Raw genomic sequence first — 20,547 nt, forward strand, 5'->3', positions numbered from 1 at the left:
GAATACACCGAAGGCTTGGCGCTGGCTCGCGGCAAGGTTCGCCTGATTGCGCTGCCTTGGGTTGCACTGGGCACTGGCGATCAGGGCGCAAGAAACCAACGTTTCAGAGACGAACTCAACCGGCAAACTGCGTTTCGCGGTGGTGAGGTCAAGTCAATCGATGACCTCAAAAAACGCGTCTTTGAAGCGCTCGCCGATGCTGTGGTTGTCCTGACCCAGCGCGGGGTGAAGTCAAGTGCCTCCAGTCGCTTTGGCATGGGCCAGGCATTGGATTGGACCCGCCTGGATTTCGGCGCGCGCAAACGCGAAATGGAAAATGTGGTTCGCAACGCATTGGCTATGCAGCCCGGCGCAAAGGCGCTGGGCGATGATGTCGTCCTGCCTTTGGGTGGCCAGAATATCGGTGTCGTGGTGCATGCCATCCCGGCTGCGTTTACGGTAGCAGCCGCTCGGGAAATGGTAGGGCGTCCATTTCTGCGCGACCACGAACGAACCAGTTTGCTCGCCAAGGCGCAAGGTCCTTTGCACCTGATTGCCTGCCACCGGACAGCGACAGAAACCCAGGCCAGAGCATTGCTGGGATTTCCAGACGCAATTGTGGTCAGTGACTTGTTCGGTGTTTATGTCGCAGACGAAGTCCAGAAAGTGCAGTTTGCTTTTCTGGTTAATTGCCGCGACGACGCGCAGACGCGTCATGCGCTTCAACGCTTTCTGGAATGGCTGGATCAGTCCGCAGAAGTGCAGCGGCTGGCAACTCGCGCGCAGTCCCGAGCAAAAATCGTGCGTGTGATCGCAGCAGAGAACAAGAACACATAACAAAAACGCATAACAAGAACACACAGGGGCGTGCTCATGGCGAAAGAGATCTTCACGGTTGGTCCGGTTCTATCATTCCGAGGCATTGTGGGTGATCGCTGGCGCGTCACTGCGTTGATCGGTACGACCAGCGATGTCGTTGCGCCGGCATTTGAGATCGAAGGGCGTGATTGCGACGAACCAACGCTGCTGCTGGCGCACAAAAAGCAGTGCTTCTGGCGTTACGACCTGAGTTGCGACTTGCAAGCCGCCGAAAGAAAAGTGGCGTTCGGGTTACGCGGCGGGCCGACCTGGGCGTTCACCGTGCCCGGCAAGGGCTTTGCACCTCGGATGGCCTACGTTTCATGCAATGGGTTTTCCGATCCAAGTGGCATGCGCAAGCTGGTGAAGCCAGAAAGCGCGGTCTGGGCTGACTTGGTCGGTAATCATGATCGCGAGGCGCGAGACCCTGATTTCAAACTGGATAAAGAACAGCTCTGGCATGAGGCGCGCACCCAGGACAAGGGTCTGCAACGCTTTCACCTGATGTTGATGGGCGGTGACCAGATCTATTTCGACTCCATCTGGGAAGACCTGCCTAAACTCAAGCAGTGGGTCGGTCTTCCGCGCAGCGAACAGTTGACTTTCCCGGTTACGGCCACGCTGGATAAGGAAATCGAAAACTACTACTTCAGCCTGTACGCCACGCGCTGGTTATCGCCCACGCGCAAGCCGTGGGGCGCGGGGTTGAACGGGGATGCTGCGGATGCCATGGCCCGGATTCCTACCGTGATGATGTGGGATGACCACGACATCTTTGACGGCTGGGGGTCTTACAGCGAGGCCATGCAGCACAGCCCCTTGTTCCAAACCCTGTTCAAGCATGCACGGCGTGCATTCTGGGTGTTTCAGATGCAGCACGTGCTTGAGGATTTGCCTGAACTGGTGGAACGCGACGTGCCGAGGTTGTCGCGCAAAGATCCGCAGTTCGAGTCTATCGATTGGCAGCATCATCAAGCCCAGGACGCTTTGGCGCTGCCGCTGCTCGACAGTCAGCCTGGGTTTACTTTTGCCCATCAGGTCGGCCCGGTATCAATTGTTGTGGCTGACCTCAGAACCGAGCGTTCCCGCACGCAGATTCTGGGTATGAACACTTGGAGCGAGCTTCAGAAGTGGTTGGGGGCCTTGCCCGGTGCGGAAGACCCGGTGTCGAACGCGAACTGCCAGCATCTGCTGTTCTTGTCGTCGGTACCGGTCGTGCATCCGAAGCTGAGCCTTGCAGAAGGTTTGATGGATACGTTCGGTCAGGACCACGTGCTGGACAGCAGCGCGGACGACCTCAAAGACCATTGGGCGAACGACGACCACGAGGGCGAGCGCAAGCGTCTGCTGGAAACACTGGCCAAAACGGCAAACGACAAGCTGCTGCGGGTATCCATTGTGTCGGGCGATGTGCACGTGGCGGCGTGGGGCAGTGCGTATCGGCGCGACATCTCGCCGACTGCAACCTGGGCCCACATTCAACAATTCACGTCGTCAGCAGTCGTGCACCCATCTTTGCTGGGCGTGGCCGAACGCCTTTTTCTTTACTTGCTCAACAGCACGGCCAGCAAGCCGCAGGTCATCGATGTTCAGCATGTCGCGGAAATGATGCTCTTTCCAGGGCACAACCGTTATGTCATGCCCGCGCGTAACTGGCTTGCGTTGGAGCTGGACCTGGGAGCGGAAGGGAAGGGCTGCAAGTTGTGGGCGACTTGGCGTTGCGAGGCGGAAGTGGGTTTTTCGAACCACCTGCAGGCCGTTCAACCTGCGCAGCGGTAGCCCTGCTGGGAATGACTGAATCCGCCTGTTCCATCTGGGCCAAGCAGATGGATCAGGCGGACGACTTTCGCGGCGCTACCGAAAATTCCTTGGTTTTGGAATACCGGCTTACTCCACCGCTACCTTCGCTTCTTTCACCAGCCCGGCAAATTTCTCGGTCTCTTCCTTGATCTTCTTTGCCATGTCTTCCCGGCTGTCCCCAATCGGCTCTGCACCCAGTTCGCCCATGCGCTTCTTGAACTCTGGCGACTGAATGATCGTGACCATCTCGGTGTTGAGCCGAGCAACCAGGTCCTTGGGCGTGGCTGCTGGTGCCAGCACCCCGAACCAGGTTCCGATATTGAAGCCCTTCAGTCCCGCTTCATCCAGCGTTGGCACATCAGGCAGTGCCGATGACCGGGTGGAGGTCGATACTGCCAGTGCCCTGAACTTTCCGTTCTTGATGTGCTGCAAGACCGGCGTGATCGTGTCGAAGGACATGGTGATCTGACCGCCCAGCAGGTCGGTGGTCAGCGGGCCGCTTCCTTGATACGGCACGTGCAGCAAGCTGGTACCCGTGATGTTCTGGAACTGCGTGCCGATCAGGTGTTGCGCGGTGCCATTGCCGTTTGACCCGTAGCTGAGTTTGCCCGGCTCTGCCTTGGCCAGCGCCATCAGCTCGGCCACGTTTTTGGCTGGTGTATTGGCGTTCACCACCAGCACATTCGGCACGTTGGCAATGGTGGTGATCGGCGCGAAGTCTTTCTGGAAGTCGTAGGGGAGCTTTTTGTAGACGCTGGTGGCAATGGTGTGGTGGACCGCGCCCACCAGCAGGATGTACCCGTCCGGCGCGGCTTTGGCGACGTAGTTTGCGCCTACGGTGGCACCTGCACCCGCGCGGTTTTCGACGATCACGGGTTGGCCAAGGCGCTGTGACAGCTTCTCGCCTAGCGCGCGAGCCAGTGCGTCGGTAGTGCCGCCTGCGGGGAAGGGCACAACCAGGGTGACTGGTTTAGTGGGTCAGGTCTGCGCCATGGCCCCACTGGCGGAAAGCGCCAGGCCCAGGGCAAGGGCTTGCAGGATTCGACGGCGATAAACGGGGTGGGTGCTTGTCATGCTTGTCTCCAGTTCGGTTTTTGTTATGAGGCCGACTGTGTGGCGTAGCAGGTCGCCATCTGCGGCCGCGTCACGGCGGTCTTGCCGCCATGACGGGTCAAGCATCTTTCTGGGGTTGATGCAGGGTCAGGCTGCCTTGCGCTGTGACTGGCCGAGTGCCTCGCACACCGCTTGGGTGACCTGAACGGTGGTTGCCTTGCCACCCAGATCGCCGGTGTGCAGCGCCGGGTTGGCGGTGACTTGTTCAACGGCTTGCATCACACGCGCAGCAGCTTCCGTTTCACCCAGATGCTCCAGCAGCATCACCACCGACCAGAACGTGCCCACCGGGTTGGCCAAACCCTTGCCCATGATGTCGAAGGCCGATCCGTGGATGGGTTCGAACATGGACGGGTAACGGCGTTCCGGGTCGATGTTGCCGGTGGGTGCGATGCCCAGGCTGCCTGCCAGGGCTGCTGCCAGGTCGCTCAGAATGTCGGCGTGCAGGTTGGTGGCGACGATGGTGTCCAGCGTGGCCGGGCGGTTGACCATGCGCGCGGTGGCCGCGTCCACCAGTTCCTTGTCCCAGGTAACGTCGGGGAATTCTTTGGAAATCTGTACCGCGATTTCGTCCCACATCACCATGGCGTGGCGTTGGGCGTTGCTCTTGGTGACCACGGTCAGCAGTTTGCGGGGGCGGGACTGGGCCAGTTTGAAGGCGTAGCGCATGATGCGTTCGACCCCTGCGCGGGTCATCATCGATACGTCGGTGGCGGCTTCGATGGGGTGGCCTTGGTGGACGCGGCCACCGACGCCTGCGTATTCACCTTCGGAATTTTCGCGCACGATGACCCAGTTCAAGTCATCGGGACCACAGCGCTTCAGCGGGCCGTCGATGCCGGGCAAGATGCGGGTGGGGCGCACGTTGGCGTATTGGTCGAAGCCCTGGCAGATTTTCAGGCGCAGGCCCCACAGCGTGACGTGATCGGGAATGTCCGGGTCACCGGCCGAGCCGAACAGAATGGCGTCCTTGTTGCGCAGAGCATTCAGGCCGTCAGCCGGCATCATCACGCCGTGCTGCCGGTAGTAATCACCGCCCCAGTCGAAATTCTCGAAGTCGAAGCGGAAGGTGTCGCTCGATGCGGCCAGGGCTTCCAGCACCTGTTGGCCGGCGGGAATCACTTCCTTGCCGATACCGTCTCCGGGAATGGTCGCGATGGCGTAGCGTTTCATGGCGTTCTCTGCTTGATGGAATGCCACGACTGTACGCAGACAAGTCCTACTTGATTCGCGATCGATTTCAATCCATTGTTTACTTGAAATTAACAATGCGAGGCGTTCATGAGCGCGACGATTCAGCCGGCCGATCTGGGGTTCTTCTCGGTGCTGGCTCGTGCAGGCAGTCTGAGCGCAGCCGCGCGGGAACTTGGCATCACCACGCCGGCCGTCAGCCGGCATCTGGCCTTGATGGAGTCACGGGTAGGCGTGTCGCTGGTCAGCCGCACCACGCGGCGCATGCGCCTGACGCCGGAAGGCGAGTTGTACCTGGAGCATGCGCGCCGCATTCTGGGTGACATTGACGACATGGCGCAGTTGCTGGGGGCGTCCAAAGCGGTGCCGAAAGGACTGCTGCGTGTCAATGCCACGCTGGGTTTCGGGCGTAGTCACGTGTCGCCGCTTATTTCCAGCTTCATTCGGCAGTACCCGCAGGTCGAGGTGCAATTGCAGTTGTCGGTGAACCCGCCACCACTGACCGATGATTCTTTCGACGTCTGCATCTGCTTCGGTGCGCCGCCCGACGCGCGGGTGATGTCACGCCTGCTGGCGGCGAACCGGCGTTTGCTGTGCGCGGCACCGTCCTACCTTGCCAGGCACGGCATGCCGAAAGTTCCGAACGATTTGACCAGGCACAACTGCATTGGAATCAGGCAGGGCAAGGAAGCCTATGGGGTGTGGCGACTGACAAGCGACAAAGGGCGCAATGCCTCAGTCGAATCGGTGAAGACGCGCGGCAACCTGACGACCAACGACGGCGAAATCGCGGTCAATTGGGCGCTCGATGGGCACGGCATTTTGATGCGCGCAGAATGGGATATCGAACGCTACTTGCAGAGCGGACGCCTGGTGCAGGTGCTGCCGCAATACAGCACGCCCGATGCCGACATTCACGCGGTGTATCCGCAGCGGCATCAGTCCACAGCACGAGTGCGCGCGTTTGTGGACTTCGTGGCCTTGGCGTTCGAGAAGAAAGCGTAGCAATCTGCTGACTGGCTGTTTTCGCGGACGTTGGCACGCAGCAAGGGGCTTGTCGCGTGCCAACGCCACGGTGTGCCTGCGCGCCGGCACGGATGATAATCCTGTCAGCAGATTTCCCTGATCACGCACAGATCCTGGCTCAGATCGATCAGGCGGCCGGCAACACAGCCAGCGCAATACCCGGCACGCCAGCAGCGATCAAGCGTTCACGTCCACAACAGTTCGTCCCTGAACCTTGCCCGCCATGACCTGGCTGGCAAGCTCGGGCACGTCTGCCAAGCCGATTACCCGGGTGGTCCGCGCAAGCTTGTCCAGATCCAGGTCACTGGCCAAGCGCGACCAGGCCTGCAGCCGTACCGATTGCGGCGCATTGACCGAGTCGATGCCTGCGAGGCTAACGTTTCGCAGAATGAAGGGCAGGACCGATGCGGGCAGGTCTGCGCCTTGTGCAAGGCCAAAGGCCGCGACCACGCCGCGATACTTGATCTGCGCCAGCACGTTCGCCAAGGTATGGCTGCCAACCGAATCGATGGCGCCGGCCCATTTTTCCCTGGCGATCGGTGCGCCGGCTTCGGACAAGGTGTTGCGGTCGATGATCTCTGCCGCGCCAAGCGCCCGCAAGTAGTCGGCTTCGTCGAGGCGGCCGGTGGATGCGATCACCCGATAGCCCAGGCCCGATAGCAGGGCGATCGCTACCGAGCCCGCACCGCCATTGGCTCCTGTCACCAAAATGTCGCCACGCTCCGGCGTCAGGCCACCGTGTTCCAGTGCCAATACGGACAGCATCGCGGTATAGCCTGCGGTGCCGATGGCCATGGCGTCGCGAGTTGTGAAGGCATCTGGAATCTTCACCAGCCAGTCGCCGCTCACGCGCGCCTTCTGTGCAAAGCCGCCGTGGTGCGTCTGACTCAGGCCCCAGCCATTTGCCAGCACACGGTCGCCTGCGACAAGACCGGGATAAGTCGATGACTCGACCACACCGGCAAAGTCGATACCCGGAATCAACGGGAACTTGCGAATGACCGGAGAGCTGCCGCTCAGCGCCATCGCGTCTTTGTAATTCACCGTTGAATAGTCGATTGCGACGGTGACATCGCCCGGCATCAGGTCTTCTTCCTGGAAGTCGACCAGGTGAGTCGAAATGGTGTCCCCAGCCTTGCTGGCGAGTAGTGCCTTGAACGTCATGTGCTGCCCTTTGGGTTGGCTTCCTGTCGGGGCAATGATGTCAACGCCAATCTTTGCTGTCAAGATTTAAGATTATGATCGACATCAATGATGGCGATGCACGATCTAGCCGAACCTCAACGTCATCACCCCAGCCACCACCAATCCGGTACCCGCCGCGCGTGTCCATCCGAAGCGCTCGCCCAACAACAGGGTGCCGATCAGCGCGGCGAAGATCACCGACGTTTCGCGTAGCGCGGCCACCAGCGCCACCGGGGCATGCGCCATCGCCCACAAAGCAATGCCGTAGCTGCCCAGTGAAGCGGCGGTGCCGCCGATTGCCAGCTTGACCCGGCCCAGCATGTAGCGCACTGCGTCACCGCGTGCCGGGCCTAGGCACCACATGACCAATGCCATGTAGGGCAAGCCATCCAGCAGGAAGATGGCCGCCGCATACGCAAACGGATCGCCGGCCGCGCGCACCCCCATGCCGTCGACAACGGTATAGCTGGCGATGATGCAGGCGTTCGCCAGCGCAAAACCCAAGGCCTTGCGACGATTGCCGCTTTTGTCCGAATGATTGACCCGTGCAAGCCCCACCGTCAGTACGCCGATCGACAGCAACACAACTCCGATCCACGCCTGCGGTGACAGATGGTCGCCCACCACGGTGGTACCGACCACCGCCACCAGCAGCGGTGCCGAGCCACGCATGATCGGGTAGGTCAGCCCCAGATCACCGTGCCGATACGCGCCCGCCAGGGCAACGTAGTACGCCACGTGAATGGCCGATGAAGCCAGGATGTAGGGCCAGGCCGCTGCCGCTGGCAGGCCGAACCACAGCACGGCCGGAATGGCGAACACCACGCCCAGGCTGTGGATCAAGGCGGTGTCCAGCGATTTGTTCGGGCCTGATTTGATCAGCGCATTCCAGCTGGCATGCAGCAATGCCGCGAACAGGATGGCCAGCACCAGCGGAACGCTCAGGCTCATGACAGGCAGCAGCGGGCGGCGATGCGCAGATAGTGGTCCAGGGCTGGCGTTTGCAGGCCTTCGATCTTTGCCCGATCGTCCCACAGCCGCAACTGCACAGCGTCTGTGGCATGTGGCCGGGCGATGAAGGCGGCGGCTTCTTCAGGCGAAAACACACCGCCTTGAAGCACCAGACTGCGCTGGGAATCTGCGGACAAGGCCGCCTGATATTCCGGCCGCGTTGCACAGAGATAACGCTTGGCATCCACATGCCAACGAATCACATCCAGTACCCGGTCGGGGAACACCCCGCGCAGGAAGGGCAAGGCGCTGTATTGATGCAGGTCGTCAATGCCGCGCGCGGTAGGCGTCTCGCCGTGGTCGTGCAGCAGGTGTCCCAGGTCGTGCAGCAAGGCTGCGGTAATCAGCTCGTCATCGGCACCGGCCTGTTCGGCAAACCAGGCAGTTTGCAGTGCGTGTTCGGTCTGGGTGACGGGTTCGCCGCTGTACTGCGTGTCGCCGTGCTGCTTGAACAGGTAGGCAATGTCATCGAAGGCCAGGGCCATGATGTCAGGCCTCTACCGCAGCGCGGGCCGCACGTTTGCGGGCAGGGACGGGTTGTACAGGCTGTTCGCTGAAGTTCTGCAGCGTGCGTTCGCGACTGTTCATCACGTGGTCGAACATGGCTTGGCCGGCAGCTTCGGTGTCGTGGGCAGCGATTGCCTTGACGATCTGGCGGTGTTCGCGGGTGTAGACGGTCATGGATTCGACAGTCAGGTTCTTGCGACGAATCAGCGACAGCTCCTTGGTCAGCCGTCGATAGTTCGCCTCGAACTTGGTGTTGCCGACAAGCTGCAGCAGGCTGTCGTGAAACGCCAGGTTATGGCGATGGAAGTCTTGCGCGTTGCCCGCCTTGACGGCGGCATCCATGGCATCTACCAGCGCGCGCAGGGGTTTCACCTGCGCCGCCGTGGTGGTCTCTGCCAGCTTGCGGCCGATGTACATCTCCATCACCGCACGCAACTCGAAGATTTCCAGCGCCTCGTCCAGCTCGATGGCGCGTACGAACACCCCGCGATTTTTCTCCGTGCGTACGAGGCCGGCTTCATCAAGCATGCGGAAGGCTTCGCGCACCGGGCCACGCGATACGCCCAACTGTGTGGCAATGGTGAGTTCGGTCAGCTTGCTTCCTGGCGGCAGCTCGCCCGCCAAAATCATGCGTTCAAGCTCGTTCTGCACCAAGCCGGCGAGCGAGTTGCACTGGAGTTGTGCAATGGTCGCGCTGATGGGGCTGTCGACAGGATTCTTGAGGACAGGCTTGGACACTTCGGTAGACATGAATACGTTCCCGCGAGAAGGCTGGTTTTCCAGATTGTCTACGATTTACAAAAAACTTTCTACAAACTGGCCTCCATTTTGCTTGGTGTCACACGGATGAAATGCGCGACCACCACAGTTCGATTCGTCAACATTGGAGCCTCAAGATGAAACGCATTCGGCAGATTCTTTCCACCACATTCGGACTTGTTCTGGTCGCCTCGGCCGGCGCTGCCTTCGCGCAGAAGCAGCAGCTGGTGGTCTACACCGCGCTTGAAACCGACCAGCTCAAGGCCTACCAAGAGGCCTTCAACAAGACCAACCCAGACATCGAAATCAAGTGGGTACGGGACTCGACTGGTGTCATCACCGCCAAGCTGCTTGCCGAGAAGGGCAACCCGCAGGCCGACGTGATCATGGGTGTGGCAGCGACCAGCCTGGCGCTGTTCAACCGCAACGGCATGCTCGAACCCTTCGCGCCGGTCAATCTGGACGCGATCATGCCGGCTTACCGCGACAAGAGCAGCCCGCCGGCCTGGTTCGGCATGGACGTGTTCGGTGCCACCGTCTGCTTCAACACGGTGGAAGCCAAGAAGAAGAACATCCCCATCCCCACCACCTGGAAGGATCTGACCAAGCCCGAGTTCAAGGGCCAAGTGGTAATGCCCAACCCGGCTTCGTCGGGCACGGGTTATCTGGATGTCGTGTCGTGGTTGCAGATGTGGGGCGATGAAGGCGGCAAGGGCGGCGGCTGGAAGTACATGGACGCGCTGCACGAGAACATTGCCCAGTACACGCACTCGGGTTCCAAGCCTTGCAACATGGCAGCGTCGGGCGAATACGTGGCCGGCATCAGTTTTGAGTACCGTGGCCACACCAACAAGGCCAAGGGCGCGCCGATTGAACTGGTGTTCCCGAAGGAAGGCCTGGGCTGGGACCTGGAAGGCTTTGCCATCTACAAGGGCACCAAGAAGCTGGAAGCCGCGAAGGCGCTGGCCAACTGGGCATCGTCCAAAGACGCAATGATCTTGTACGGCAAGAACTTCGCCATCACTGCCCAGCCCGGTGTTGCGCCCAAGCTGGCCAACATCCCGGACGATTACGAGTCGCGCCTGATCAAGCTGGACTTCGACAAGGCTGCAGCCAGCCGTGATACGACGCTGGCCGAATGGTCACGCCGTTACGACGCCAAGAGCGAAGCGCGGAAGTAATCTTCATGGACACGGCTTACCTCACACTGCGTGGCATCCACAAACGCTTCGGGGCATTTACCGCGCTGAACGATATCGATCTGTCGATTCAGAAGGGCGAATTCGTTTGTTTCCTGGGGCCGTCAGGCTGCGGCAAGACCACGCTGTTGCGCATTGTGGCGGGGCTGGAGACGCAGACCTCGGGTGCCATCGTGCAGGCAGGCCGTGATATCTCGGTGTTGCCGCCGGCCGACCGGGATTACGGGATCATGTTCCAGTCCTATGCGCTGTTCCCGAATCTTACTGTCGCAAAAAACGTCAGTTATGGATTGGTGAACCGCAAGCAGGGCAGGGCACATATCGACGCTCGGGTGACAGAACTGCTGAAGCTGGTCGGGTTGCCCGGCAGCGAGGCGAAGTTTCCGGCGCAGATGTCGGGTGGGCAGCAGCAGCGCATCGCCCTGGCGCGGGCGCTGGCGACCTCGCCGGGCTTGTTGCTGCTGGACGAGCCGCTGTCAGCGCTGGACGCCACCGTGCGGGTGCATCTGCGCAATGAAATCCGCGACCTGCAGCGCAAGCTGGGCGTGACCACCATCATGGTGACCCACGACCAAGAGGAAGCGCTGTCGGTGGCCGATCGCATCGTGGTGATGAACCACGGTGTGATCGAGCAGGTAGGCACGCCCATGGAGGTGTACCGAGAACCGGCATCGCCCTTCGTTGCCGACTTTGTCGGCAAGGTCAACCGGCTGCATGCGGTGGCCGAGGGCGACCACTGGTTCCGGTGTGGTGACAGGCGACTGCAATGTTTGCCTGGCGCGGGTGCAGATTTCCGTCCGGGGGCCAAGGTGGCGCTGTACTTGCGGCCGGAAGACCGCATCGTGGGTGGCGTGCATGAACGTGACCCGCTCCGCTGTCAGGGCACGGTGCGGCATATCGAGTTTCTGGGCGGCAATTGCCTGGCGGCCGTGGAAGTCGATGGCCTGGGCGGCCAGCGTATGCAAGTGCAGTATTCGCTTAACCAGATGGACGAGTTTCATGTGCATGAAGGTGCCCGCGTGAGCTTTGCGCTGCGCGCTGACCGGTTGCGGGTGTTCTGCGCAGCGGGTGGCGCATGAGTCCGACAGTCGTGGCGGTGCGCAGCGCGCCTTTAAGACAGCGGGTGCACTGGACCGATCGCCTGGGCAACCTGGGCCTGTTGGGCATGTTGCTGCTGCTTGGCATCGGCCTGGTTGCACCGCTGATCATGATTTTGTCGAAAGCACTCGATGCGCCTGAAGGCTCGGCAACATCGGGGCTGACGGCGTTTGCCAGTTACCTGGCATCGCCGGCTTTGCTGACCAGTCTGTGGCACAGCGTCTGGGTGTCCTTGCTGACGACCGCCATCGTGGTGCCGCTGGCATTTACCTTTGCATACGCGCTGACCCGCAGCTGCATGCCGGGCAAACCGCTGTTGCGCGCACTGATGTTGTTGCCGCTGCTGGCCCCGTCACTGCTGTCTGCGATTTCGCTGATCTACTGGTTCGGCAACCAGGGCGCGGCCAAGGAATTCTGGCAGGCACTGGGTTTCAGCAGCATCTATGGTGCGCCGGGCATTGTGCTGGCCGAGTGTTTTGCAGTCTTTCCGCATGTGTTGATGATTCTGGTGACCGCGCTGTCTTTGGCCGACGCACGCCTGTACGAAGCAGCCGATGCGCTGGGCACCAGCACTATCCGCAAATTTTTCACCATCACCTTGCCGGGTGCCAAGTACGGCCTGATCTCGGCGGCGCTGGTGTGTTTCACCTTGGTGATCACCGACTTCGGTATCCCAAAAGTGGTGGGCGGCAACTTCAATGTGCTGGCTACCGACGTATTCAAGCTGGTCATCGGCCAGCAGGACTTCCAGCGCGGCGCGGTGGTGGCCTTGCTGCTGTTGCTACCCGCCGTGCTGACCTTCGGCATTGACTGGCTGGTGCAGCGCAAGCAGACCGCCACGCTGACGGCACGCGCCGTGCCCCTGGTGCCCAAACCTGCTCGCGGGTTCGACGCGGCCATGCTGGTGTATTGCCTGGTCATCGTGGGCCTGGTGCTGGCCATGTTCGGCATGGCGGTGTTCGCGTCCTTTGCCAAGCTGTGGCCCTACAACCTGACGCCCAGCCTGAATCACTACATCTCGGGTTTGGTCGATGCAGAACTGGGCGACGCGCTGATCAATAGCGTGAAGCTGGCCGCCAGCACGGCCGTGGTCGGTACCGTGGTGGTTTTCGTCGGTGCCTATCTGCTTGAGAAGACGCGCGGCTTCGATGCACTGCGGCCGGTGATACGCCTGGTTGCCATGTTGCCAATGGCAGTACCCGGCCTGGTGCTGGGCCTGGGCTACATCTTCTTTTTCAACGCCCAGGCCAATCCGCTGAATTTCATGTACCAGACGTTGCCGCTGATGGTGTTGTGCACGGTGGTGCATTTCTACACCACGGGCCATCTGACCGTGGTGACCGCATTGAAAGCGCTCGATGCCGAATTCGAAGCGGTGTCCGCGTCTTTGAAAGTGCCGCTTTACAAGACCTTCTGGCGTGTGACCTTGCCGATCTGCATGCCAGTGCTGCTGGACGTATCGCGCTATTTCTTCATCAACGCCATGACCACGATCTCGGCAGTGGTGTTCCTGTATTCACCCGACACCAAGCTGGCCTCGGTCGCCATTCTGAACCTGGACGAAGCCGGCGACACCGGGCCTGCCGCGGCAATGGCAGTGCTGATCGCTGCGACCTCGGCGGTGGTCACGCTGCTGTACATGCTGGTCGGCCGCCTGGTGGATCGTCGCACCCAGGCCTGGCGAGCGCCCGCGCGATGAACGGTTCTCAACGCTTCTTGATCAAGATATGAACAACAACACCTTTGATGTGATCGTCGTCGGTGCCGGCATCGTCGGCCTGGCTCATGCCTACACCGCTGCCAAACGCGGCCTGAAAGTATGCGTCGTCGAGCGTGATGCGGCGTGCGTGGGCGCATCGATCCGCAATTTCGGTTTCATCACCGTCACCGGCCAAGGCGCAGGCGACACCTGGCGTCGTGCGCGCCGTGCCCGCGAAGTGTGGGGCGAAGTTGCGCCCCAGGCCGGTATCGAAGCCGTACACCACGGCCTGTATCTGACCGCGTTCCGGCCGCAGGCCTTGACGGTGCTGGAAGAATTCATGGCCACCGAGATGGGCGAATCCTGCGAATTGCTCGACGTGGCCGAGGCTGCCAGGCGCGCGCCTGTGCTGGAGCTGGATGGCGCGCAAGGCGTGCTCTACAGCCCGCATGAAATGCGCGTGGAGTCGCGCACTGCCATCGGCCTGCTTGCCAAATGGCTGGCCGATGCCCACGGCGTGGTCTTCCGGTTCAGCGAGGCGGTGTTGGAAGTGGCCACGCCGCGCGTACAGACCTCGCGCGCGGTGCTGCATGCAGAACGTGTGGTGGTCTGCACCAACACCGACATCAACGGCTTGTTTGCCGAACGTCTGGTGCCTCACAACCTGCGCCTGTGCCTGCTGCACATGCTGCGTGTCATGCCGGAACCCGGCTTCAAACTGCCCGGTTCCGTCATGGCCGACCTGAGCCTGGTGCGCTACCACGGCTACAGCAAACTGCCGGCCGCAGAGAAGCTGCTGACGCAGATTCGGGCAGAAGAAGGTGAGTCGCTCGACAACGGCATTCACCTGATCGTGGTGCAAAGCGCTGATGGCTCGCTGGTGGTGGGAGATTCGCACCACTACAGCGCCGCGCCGGAACCCTTCGCCAGTCAGCGCGTGGACGAACTCATTCTGCGTCACCTGCACGATACCTTGAAGCTGAAAGCATCGACAGTGACCGAACGCTGGGTGGGCATCTATCCGTCTGCGGCCCACACCGACTGCATCATCGACAAGCCCGACGATGCCACCCGATTGGTGATCGTTACCAGCGGTACTGGCGCAAGCACTGCGTTCGGCATTGCCGAAGACACTTTTGGCGACTGGTAAGCCTGCTTGGGTAAGCCGCTCCAGTAAGCCGTTCCAGTAAGCCTGTTCCACCTGGATTCATCATGACAAACACCCAACCCTCCCGCACTGAGCTCAGCGCCGTCGTTTTCGATTGGGCCGGCACCATCATGGACTTCGGTTCATGCGCACCCATGGGCGCGTTCGTGCGCTTGTTCGAGCAGTTCGGCATCGATATCAGCATCGAACAGGCGCGTGGCCCGATGGGTGTGGCGAAGTGGGATCACATCAAGGCATTGAGTCTGCTCCCCGAGGTTGCCGCGCAATGGGAAAACAAGCACGGCAAGCCTTTTTCCGATGCCGATATCGACCACTTATACAAAGTCTTCACGCCGATGAACGCGGCAGTGGTGGGCGACTTCGCCGACTTCATTCCGGGTGCCTTGGACACCGTGGCAGCCGTGCGTGCGCGCGGTCTGAAAATCGGCTCGACCACTGGTTACAACCGTCCGATCATGGACATTGTCACGCCGCTGGCTCAGGCGGGCGGATACCTGCCGGACAACCTGGTGTGTGCCGGTGATCTGGTGTCTGGCCGACCGTCCCCGCTGATGATGTACCGCTGTTTTGCCGACCTGGGCGTGTGGTGGCCGGCTACCGTGGTGAAGGTGGACGACACCGAGGTCGGCATTCTGGAAGGCTTGCATGCAGGCACCTGGACGGTTGGGGTGTCTGTCAGCGGAAACGCAATGGGCCTGCAGTTGCATGAGTGGGAGGCGCTGTCGCCTGCAGAGCAGCAAACTCGCCGCGAGATTGCGAGCGCCAAACTGCGCGACGCTGGCGCGCATTATGTGATCGACTCAGTAGCCGACTTGCTGCCGGTAATGGACGAGATTGCCGAGAAGCTGGCAAAGGGCATCAAGCCCTGACGGTGTTGGTGGCGACTGTTGCATCAGGTGAGGGATGGGCAGTTGCTTTCGTCTTGGTGAATGGACGCGACGACGGTGTGGCCATAGGTGCTGGCGTAGATCACTGGCGTTGACATAGATCACAGAAGGCGCAGCGCGTGCGCCGGCTGATGGTGGATGGCGGGATATAGTCAACGCTGACCCTGCCAGCCCATGACGACGAATGACGCAGCCCCTTACCCCCGGCAATGACTTCTGCACCGAGGCCGAAGTCACCGCGCTTGTACATACCTTCTATACGCGCGTGCGCCAAGATGAGGTGCTCGGGCCGATCTTCGACGCCCACATCGACGATTGGGACAAACACCTGGCGAAGCTGGTTGACTTCTGGTCGTCCATCCTGCGCCGCACCGGCCGGTTTTCTGGCACGCCGATGCCCAAGCATGCGGTGTTGCCGGGCTTGTCTGAAGCGCTGTTCCAGCGCTGGCTGCATCTGTTCCGTGAGAACGCGGCGACGCAAAGCAATCAAGTGATGAGCGAACACGCGTGCGCAATGGCTGAGCGTATTGCGCAAAGCCTGTGGTTTGGTTATCAGATCAGCCGTGATCCCGACGGGTTGGCAAAACCGCTTGGTCAGGACTGAGCGGCGAGATCGCCCCCAGAGAATCCGACACATGCGAACCTGCTTCATTCGGGCCTGTTGCACGCACATCTACCGCGTGGATTTTTGCTGCACGCAAGGCCGCTGCGCGCGTGTGCAGCACAGGCAGCCTCAATGAACTACGGCGTATTGCTCGCATTGCATCTGCTCGCCGCGATTGCATTCGCAGGCACCGTCTTCTTCGAAGTCATTGTGCTGGAAGGTGTCCGCAAGCATCTGCCGCCCGGGATCATGCGTGCCGTGGAGGCGGCGATCGGCAATCGCACCACCGCCGTCATGCCCTGGGTGCTGTTGACGCTGTATGCAGCGGGCCTGGGTCTGGCCTGGCAACACCGTGCTGCGCTGGCGCAACCGCTTGCCAGCAGCTTCGGGCTGTTGCTGACGATCAAGATCGCGCTTGCGGCAAGTGTCTTTGGCCACTTCGTCGCCGCAATGTTGTGGCGGCGGCGCGGGGTATTAGGTGGGCGGCGTTCGCACAGACTGCATCTAAGTGTGTTCTGCCACGTGCTGACCATCGTGGTGCTGGCCAAGGCCATGTTCTATCTGCAATGGTGATTCATGGCACTGGCTGACGTCTATCCGTTGATCAAGGCAAGCCACATCGGGTTGGCGATGCTCAGTGGCGGCCTGTTTGCGTGTCGTGGTGTGGGTGTGTTGCTGGGAGCAAGCCTGCCCATGTCGACGCCGGTGCGCCGTGCAAGCCAAGTGATCGACACCGCCTTGCTTGCCGCAGCCTTGCTGCTGTTGGCCACTTTGCAGCTGAATCCGTTCGCCACGCCGTGGCTGCAAGCCAAGCTGGGGCTGCTGGTGGCCTACATCGTGTTCGGCACCCTGGCGCTGAAGCGCGCACCCAGCAGGGCGGGCAAGGCGCTGGCGTTCATGGCGGCGCTGACGTGTTTTCTGATGATGATCGCGATTGCGCGAACCCACGATCCATTGGGTTTTCTTCGGATCGTGGGCTTGGCGTATTGAACTTACAGCCGTGAGCTTACCGGCCTGAGCTTGCCGTCCTGCGCTTACCGTCATCAACTCAGGCAGGCGGCAATAGCCTCTCGATCATCGATCCAGATCGGACGCCTGATGCCGTTCAGGCAACTGATCCGCCTCATCGCCCCAGGTGCGATTGACGCGCTTGCCCCGAATGACGGCAGGACGGGCGGCGATCTCATCGGTCCAGCGCATCAGGTTGGGATACTCGTGCACCGACAGGAATTGCGCCGCGGAATAGACCTGATTCTTCACCAGCGCGCCGTACCACGGCCACACGGCGATATCGGCAATGGTGTAGGTATCACCGGCTAAGTAGCGGCTTTCTGACAGCCGGCGATCCAGCACATCGAGCTGGCGCTTGGTTTCCATTGCAAAACGGTTGATGGCGTATTCGAACTTCTCGGGCGCATAGGCATAGAAGTGCCCGAAGCCACCGCCCAGATAGGGTGCCGACCCCATCTGCCAGAAAAGCCAGTTCAGTGTTTCCGTCCGGCCTGCCAGATCAGAGGGCAGGAAGCTGGAAAATTTCTCGGCCAGATAAAGCAGAATCGATCCAGATTCGAACACCCGCACCGGCGTGTCCGCGCTTCGATCCACCAGCGCAGGAATTTTCGAGTTCGGATTGATGTCGACAAAGCCACTGGAAAACTGGTCACCGTCCGAGATGCGGATCAACCAGGCGTCGTATTCGGCACCGGTGTGCCCCAGCGCCAGCAGTTCTTCGAGCAAGATGGTGACCTTCACCCCGTTGGGCGTGGCCAGTGAATAGAGCTGCAAAGGGTGCTTGCCGACGGGCAAGACCTTGTCGTGAGTAGGGCCGGCAACAGGGCGGTTGATATTGGCAAAGGTGCCGCCCGACGTGACGGGTTGCCAGACGGCGGGCGGGATGTACGGAGTGGTGCTCATTCAGAAACCTTGGGATGGTTGAGGGCGATTACGCCATTTAGCCAGCTTACAGGGCGAGTGAGGCAATGAGCCATGCTGGTTAGCGTTCGACCTGCATCGTCCACCATGTCGCACCCGCATGCGGCGCATCCAGAGCCAGCCGCTCGCCCATCACGGGTGTAGCCAACTGCACGCCACGTGCATTTGCCAGCGCCTGAATCCGCTCGAAAGGCTCGCTCCAGGCATGCAGTGCCAAGTCGAAGGTGCCGTTGTGCACGGGCAGCAACCAGCGGCCTTTCAAGTCCAGATGCGCCTGCAGTGTTTCTTCCGGCTGCATGTGCACATCGGCCCACTGCAGGTCGTAGGCACCCGTCTCGATCATCGTCACGTCAAACGGACCGTAGCGGTCGCCGATGGTCTTGAAGTCTGCGTGGTAGCCGGTGTCGCCGCTGAAGAAAATCCGCAGGTCGCCGGCCATGATGACCCACGAGGCCCACAACGTGCGATCGCTATCGGTCAGGCTGCGGCCGGAGAAGTGCTGTGCGGGTACGGCCGCAAGCCTTACGCCACCGACGGTGGTGGTGTCCCACCAGTCCAGTTGCCGGACACGTGCGGGGTCGATGCCCCATGCGATCAGACGCTGGCCCACGCCCAGCGGGGTGACAAACACCTCGACCTTCGGTGCCAGGCGTTGCACGGCAGCGTAGTCCAGGTGGTCGTAGTGATCGTGCGACAGGATCACGCCCTTGATCGGGGGCAGGTCGTCGATGTCGATGGGCGGCGCATGGAATCGTTTGGGACCGGCCCACTGCACAGGCGACGCACGCTCGGAAAATACCGGGTCGGTCAGCCAGAATTCGCCATCCAGCTTCAGCAACAGGGTCGAATGACCCAGGCGGAACAGGCTGTTGTCCGGTGCATCGAGCAGCGCCGCGGTGGTCAGCGCCTGGACCGGAATCGGCATCTGCGGCACGGTGTTTTCTTTCTTGCCGGTCAGGAATTTCCAGCTGATCGCCAGGGTCTTCAGAAACCCGATGGGGGCGCGCGGCACGACGTTGTGATAACTGCCGTCGCGTTGCTGCGGCGATTGGGGATTGGCGGTCGGCGTGGTGACGCAGGCGCATAAAGAAAACACGGACATGGCGAGGATTCCTATCCAGAGAAGATGGCGAGACGTGCGCGTCAGTTCGTGGGCACAATCGGCGCGGTGGGGCCTGGCTGGCCGAGTATCAGGCGCACCGCCGTGCGGATGCCGGCTTCATACTCGTCTTTGGTGCGTGCGTAGTGCTTCAACCCATGCGATGCCGCGTGCAGGTGCTGCGCAAGCGCCTTGGCTGTCAGGCCGGCCTCGCGCCACGGGGCGTCTGCGCCACCGGCCTGGATTGCCTGCGTCAATGCGTCGACCAGCGTTTGATCGAATGCTTCCAGCACCGGCCCGACCAACTGCCGCGCCGTCGCAACGATCTCGTTCATGTGTTCCAGCGACATCTGCGACCCGTCGCGCTGCGCATGCAAGGCGTCGAATGCGCCGATCAATCGTTCTTCCAGTGAAAGATCTTCACGCGCCAGCGCCGCCTGCATGGCAGCAAGGCCTTGCTGCGCAAACCAGGTGGCGGCCTGTGTGAAGAGTTCGTCTTTTGACGGGAAGTGCAGGTACAAGCCCTGGCGAGAGATGCCAGCGGCGCGCGCCAAGTCGTCCATCGATGTCTTTCGATAGCCGTAGCGCAGGAACACGCCAACGGCCGATTCCATGATGAGCACGCGTCGGTCGGTGTTGGGGGCCATCATTGGATGGGCTCGGCAACACCGCCGCGGATGGGTAGCGCAGTGAACGCAGGGTAGGGAGCGGGCATGGACAAACCTGACAGATGGTGCATAACGCACACAGTCCACCTGTTGGATCGCCCATGTTTAGCGAGCGCGTCAGCAGATGGTGCAGGTCACCATATTTACAATATGGACCTGATTTGTCAATTTTGTATTCTCAGGCACGCTCGGATGTAGACGTCGCCTCGGGTTTCACCCCCGCCAAGCCGCCTCGATCTTCGCGACATCGATTTTTCGCATTGTCATCATGGCCTCGAACGCGCGCTTGGCCGCGGCGCGATCCGGGTCGGCGATGGCGGTGGTCAGCACGCGTGGCGTGATCTGCCACGACAGTCCCCATTTGTCCTTGCACCAGCCGCACTCGCTTTCCTGGCCGCCGTTATCAACGATGGCGTTCCACAGGCGGTCGGTTTCGGCCTGGTCGTCGGTGGCAATCTGGAATGAAAAGGCTTCGCTGTGCTTGAAGATCGGCCCGCCGTTCAAGCCCAGGCAAGGGATGCCCATGACGGTGAACTCGACCGTCAGCACGTCGCCCGCTTTGCCGTCGGGGTAATCGCCGGGCGCTTGGTGGACGGCGGTGACCGCACTGTCGGGGAAGGTGTTGGCGTAGAAGTTTGCCGCGTCCAGCGCGGTGCCGTCGTACCAGAGGCAGATCGTGTTTTTGCTGGCCATGTCGCTTCTCCTGGGAGAATCACACTTTGGATCGTAGCCTCGATCTTGACAACGACGACTGCGATAGGCGG

The 20,547-nt window shown here is 61.1% G+C and carries 21 protein-coding genes; 11 read left to right on the forward strand and 10 right to left on the reverse strand.

Annotated elements, in window-relative coordinates; genetic code table 11:
- Positions 1–15: 15 nt before the first annotated feature.
- Positions 16–816, forward strand: a complete 801-nt coding sequence (locus FXN63_RS11340; protein ID WP_246165107.1) for a hypothetical protein — start codon at positions 16–18, stop codon at positions 814–816.
- A 36-nt stretch (positions 817–852) separates the two neighbouring features.
- Positions 853–2,616, forward strand: coding sequence for an alkaline phosphatase D family protein (locus FXN63_RS11345; RefSeq protein WP_148814885.1), 1,764 nt, complete (start codon positions 853–855; stop codon positions 2,614–2,616).
- Positions 2,617–2,724: 108 nt separating this feature from the next.
- Here FXN63_RS11345 and FXN63_RS11350 read toward each other — a convergent pair whose 3' ends face one another.
- A complete protein-coding gene (locus tag FXN63_RS11350; protein ID WP_148814887.1) occupies positions 2,725–3,597 on the reverse strand; it encodes a tripartite tricarboxylate transporter substrate binding protein in 873 nt (290 codons plus the stop codon).
- 240 nt (positions 3,598–3,837) lie between these two features.
- Complete coding sequence (locus FXN63_RS11355; protein WP_148814889.1) at positions 3,838–4,923, reverse strand: tartrate dehydrogenase; 1,086 nt, start codon at positions 4,921–4,923, stop codon at positions 3,838–3,840.
- A 108-nt stretch (positions 4,924–5,031) separates the two neighbouring features.
- Here FXN63_RS11355 and FXN63_RS11360 point away from each other — a divergent pair, with 108 nt between their 5' ends.
- Entirely contained in the window at positions 5,032–5,946 is a 915-nt protein-coding gene (locus FXN63_RS11360; RefSeq protein ID WP_148814891.1) for a LysR family transcriptional regulator, read from the forward strand.
- 198 nt (positions 5,947–6,144) lie between these two features.
- On the opposite strand, the gene acuI is transcribed toward FXN63_RS11360, so the two are convergent.
- The 4 genes from acuI to FXN63_RS11380 all read right to left on the reverse strand — a co-directional run bounded on the left by acuI (position 6,145) and on the right by FXN63_RS11380 (position 9,420).
- Positions 6,145–7,131: an acrylyl-CoA reductase (NADPH) gene (acuI, locus tag FXN63_RS11365; protein WP_148814893.1), complete on the reverse strand. Its 987-nt coding sequence runs from the start codon at positions 7,129–7,131 to the stop codon at positions 6,145–6,147.
- Between the two features lie 105 nt (positions 7,132–7,236).
- A complete protein-coding gene (locus tag FXN63_RS11370; protein WP_148814895.1) occupies positions 7,237–8,103 on the reverse strand; it encodes an EamA family transporter in 867 nt (288 codons plus the stop codon).
- The gene (locus FXN63_RS11375) at positions 8,100–8,648 is read right to left on the reverse strand and encodes a phosphonate degradation HD-domain oxygenase (RefSeq protein ID WP_148814897.1); all 549 of its coding nucleotides are present in this window, start codon (positions 8,646–8,648) and stop codon (positions 8,100–8,102) included. Before FXN63_RS11375 ends, FXN63_RS11370 begins: the two co-directional genes overlap by 4 nt.
- A 4-nt stretch (positions 8,649–8,652) precedes the next feature.
- Complete coding sequence (locus tag FXN63_RS11380; RefSeq protein ID WP_148814899.1) at positions 8,653–9,420, reverse strand: phosphonate utilization associated transcriptional regulator; 768 nt, start codon at positions 9,418–9,420, stop codon at positions 8,653–8,655.
- 146 nt (positions 9,421–9,566) lie between these two features.
- On the opposite strand from FXN63_RS11380, the gene FXN63_RS11385 reads away from it, so the two are divergent.
- From FXN63_RS11385 to FXN63_RS11420, 8 genes are all read left to right on the forward strand, one after another.
- Positions 9,567–10,610: a putative 2-aminoethylphosphonate ABC transporter substrate-binding protein gene (locus FXN63_RS11385; protein ID WP_148814901.1), complete on the forward strand. Its 1,044-nt coding sequence runs from the start codon at positions 9,567–9,569 to the stop codon at positions 10,608–10,610.
- Between the two features lie 5 nt (positions 10,611–10,615).
- Entirely contained in the window at positions 10,616–11,707 is a 1,092-nt protein-coding gene (locus FXN63_RS11390) for a putative 2-aminoethylphosphonate ABC transporter ATP-binding protein (RefSeq protein WP_148814903.1), read from the forward strand.
- Positions 11,704–13,425: a putative 2-aminoethylphosphonate ABC transporter permease subunit gene (locus FXN63_RS11395; RefSeq protein ID WP_148814905.1), complete on the forward strand. Its 1,722-nt coding sequence runs from the start codon at positions 11,704–11,706 to the stop codon at positions 13,423–13,425. Before FXN63_RS11390 ends, FXN63_RS11395 begins: the two co-directional genes overlap by 4 nt.
- A gap of 28 nt (positions 13,426–13,453) precedes the next feature.
- Positions 13,454–14,575, forward strand: a complete 1,122-nt coding sequence (locus tag FXN63_RS11400) for a TIGR03364 family FAD-dependent oxidoreductase (protein WP_148814907.1) — start codon at positions 13,454–13,456, stop codon at positions 14,573–14,575.
- A gap of 62 nt (positions 14,576–14,637) precedes the next feature.
- Positions 14,638–15,462, forward strand: a complete 825-nt coding sequence (gene phnX / locus FXN63_RS11405) for a phosphonoacetaldehyde hydrolase (RefSeq protein WP_148814909.1) — start codon at positions 14,638–14,640, stop codon at positions 15,460–15,462.
- A 202-nt stretch (positions 15,463–15,664) separates the two neighbouring features.
- On the forward strand, positions 15,665–16,084 hold the full coding sequence (locus tag FXN63_RS11410) for a group III truncated hemoglobin (RefSeq protein WP_148814911.1): 420 nt from the start codon (positions 15,665–15,667) through the stop codon (positions 16,082–16,084).
- 132 nt (positions 16,085–16,216) lie between these two features.
- A complete protein-coding gene (locus FXN63_RS11415) occupies positions 16,217–16,657 on the forward strand; it encodes a CopD family copper resistance protein (protein ID WP_148814913.1) in 441 nt (146 codons plus the stop codon).
- Between the two features lie 3 nt (positions 16,658–16,660).
- Positions 16,661–17,074: a SirB2 family protein gene (locus tag FXN63_RS11420; RefSeq protein WP_148814915.1), complete on the forward strand. Its 414-nt coding sequence runs from the start codon at positions 16,661–16,663 to the stop codon at positions 17,072–17,074.
- Between the two features lie 84 nt (positions 17,075–17,158).
- On the opposite strand, the gene yghU is transcribed toward FXN63_RS11420, so the two are convergent.
- From yghU to FXN63_RS11440, 4 genes are all read right to left on the reverse strand, one after another.
- Positions 17,159–17,998: a glutathione-dependent disulfide-bond oxidoreductase gene (gene yghU, locus FXN63_RS11425; protein WP_148814917.1), complete on the reverse strand. Its 840-nt coding sequence runs from the start codon at positions 17,996–17,998 to the stop codon at positions 17,159–17,161.
- A 79-nt stretch (positions 17,999–18,077) separates the two neighbouring features.
- On the reverse strand, positions 18,078–19,118 hold the full coding sequence (locus FXN63_RS11430) for an MBL fold metallo-hydrolase (RefSeq protein ID WP_148814919.1): 1,041 nt from the start codon (positions 19,116–19,118) through the stop codon (positions 18,078–18,080).
- 41 nt (positions 19,119–19,159) lie between these two features.
- A complete protein-coding gene (locus FXN63_RS11435; RefSeq protein WP_148814921.1) occupies positions 19,160–19,765 on the reverse strand; it encodes a TetR/AcrR family transcriptional regulator in 606 nt (201 codons plus the stop codon).
- Positions 19,766–19,996: 231 nt separating this feature from the next.
- Entirely contained in the window at positions 19,997–20,476 is a 480-nt protein-coding gene (locus tag FXN63_RS11440) for a VOC family protein (protein WP_148814923.1), read from the reverse strand.
- Between the last annotated feature and the right edge of the window lie 71 nt (positions 20,477–20,547).

Source organism: Pigmentiphaga aceris, from assembly GCF_008119665.1.
Classification (GTDB): Bacteria; Pseudomonadota; Gammaproteobacteria; order Burkholderiales; family Burkholderiaceae_B; genus Pigmentiphaga; species Pigmentiphaga aceris.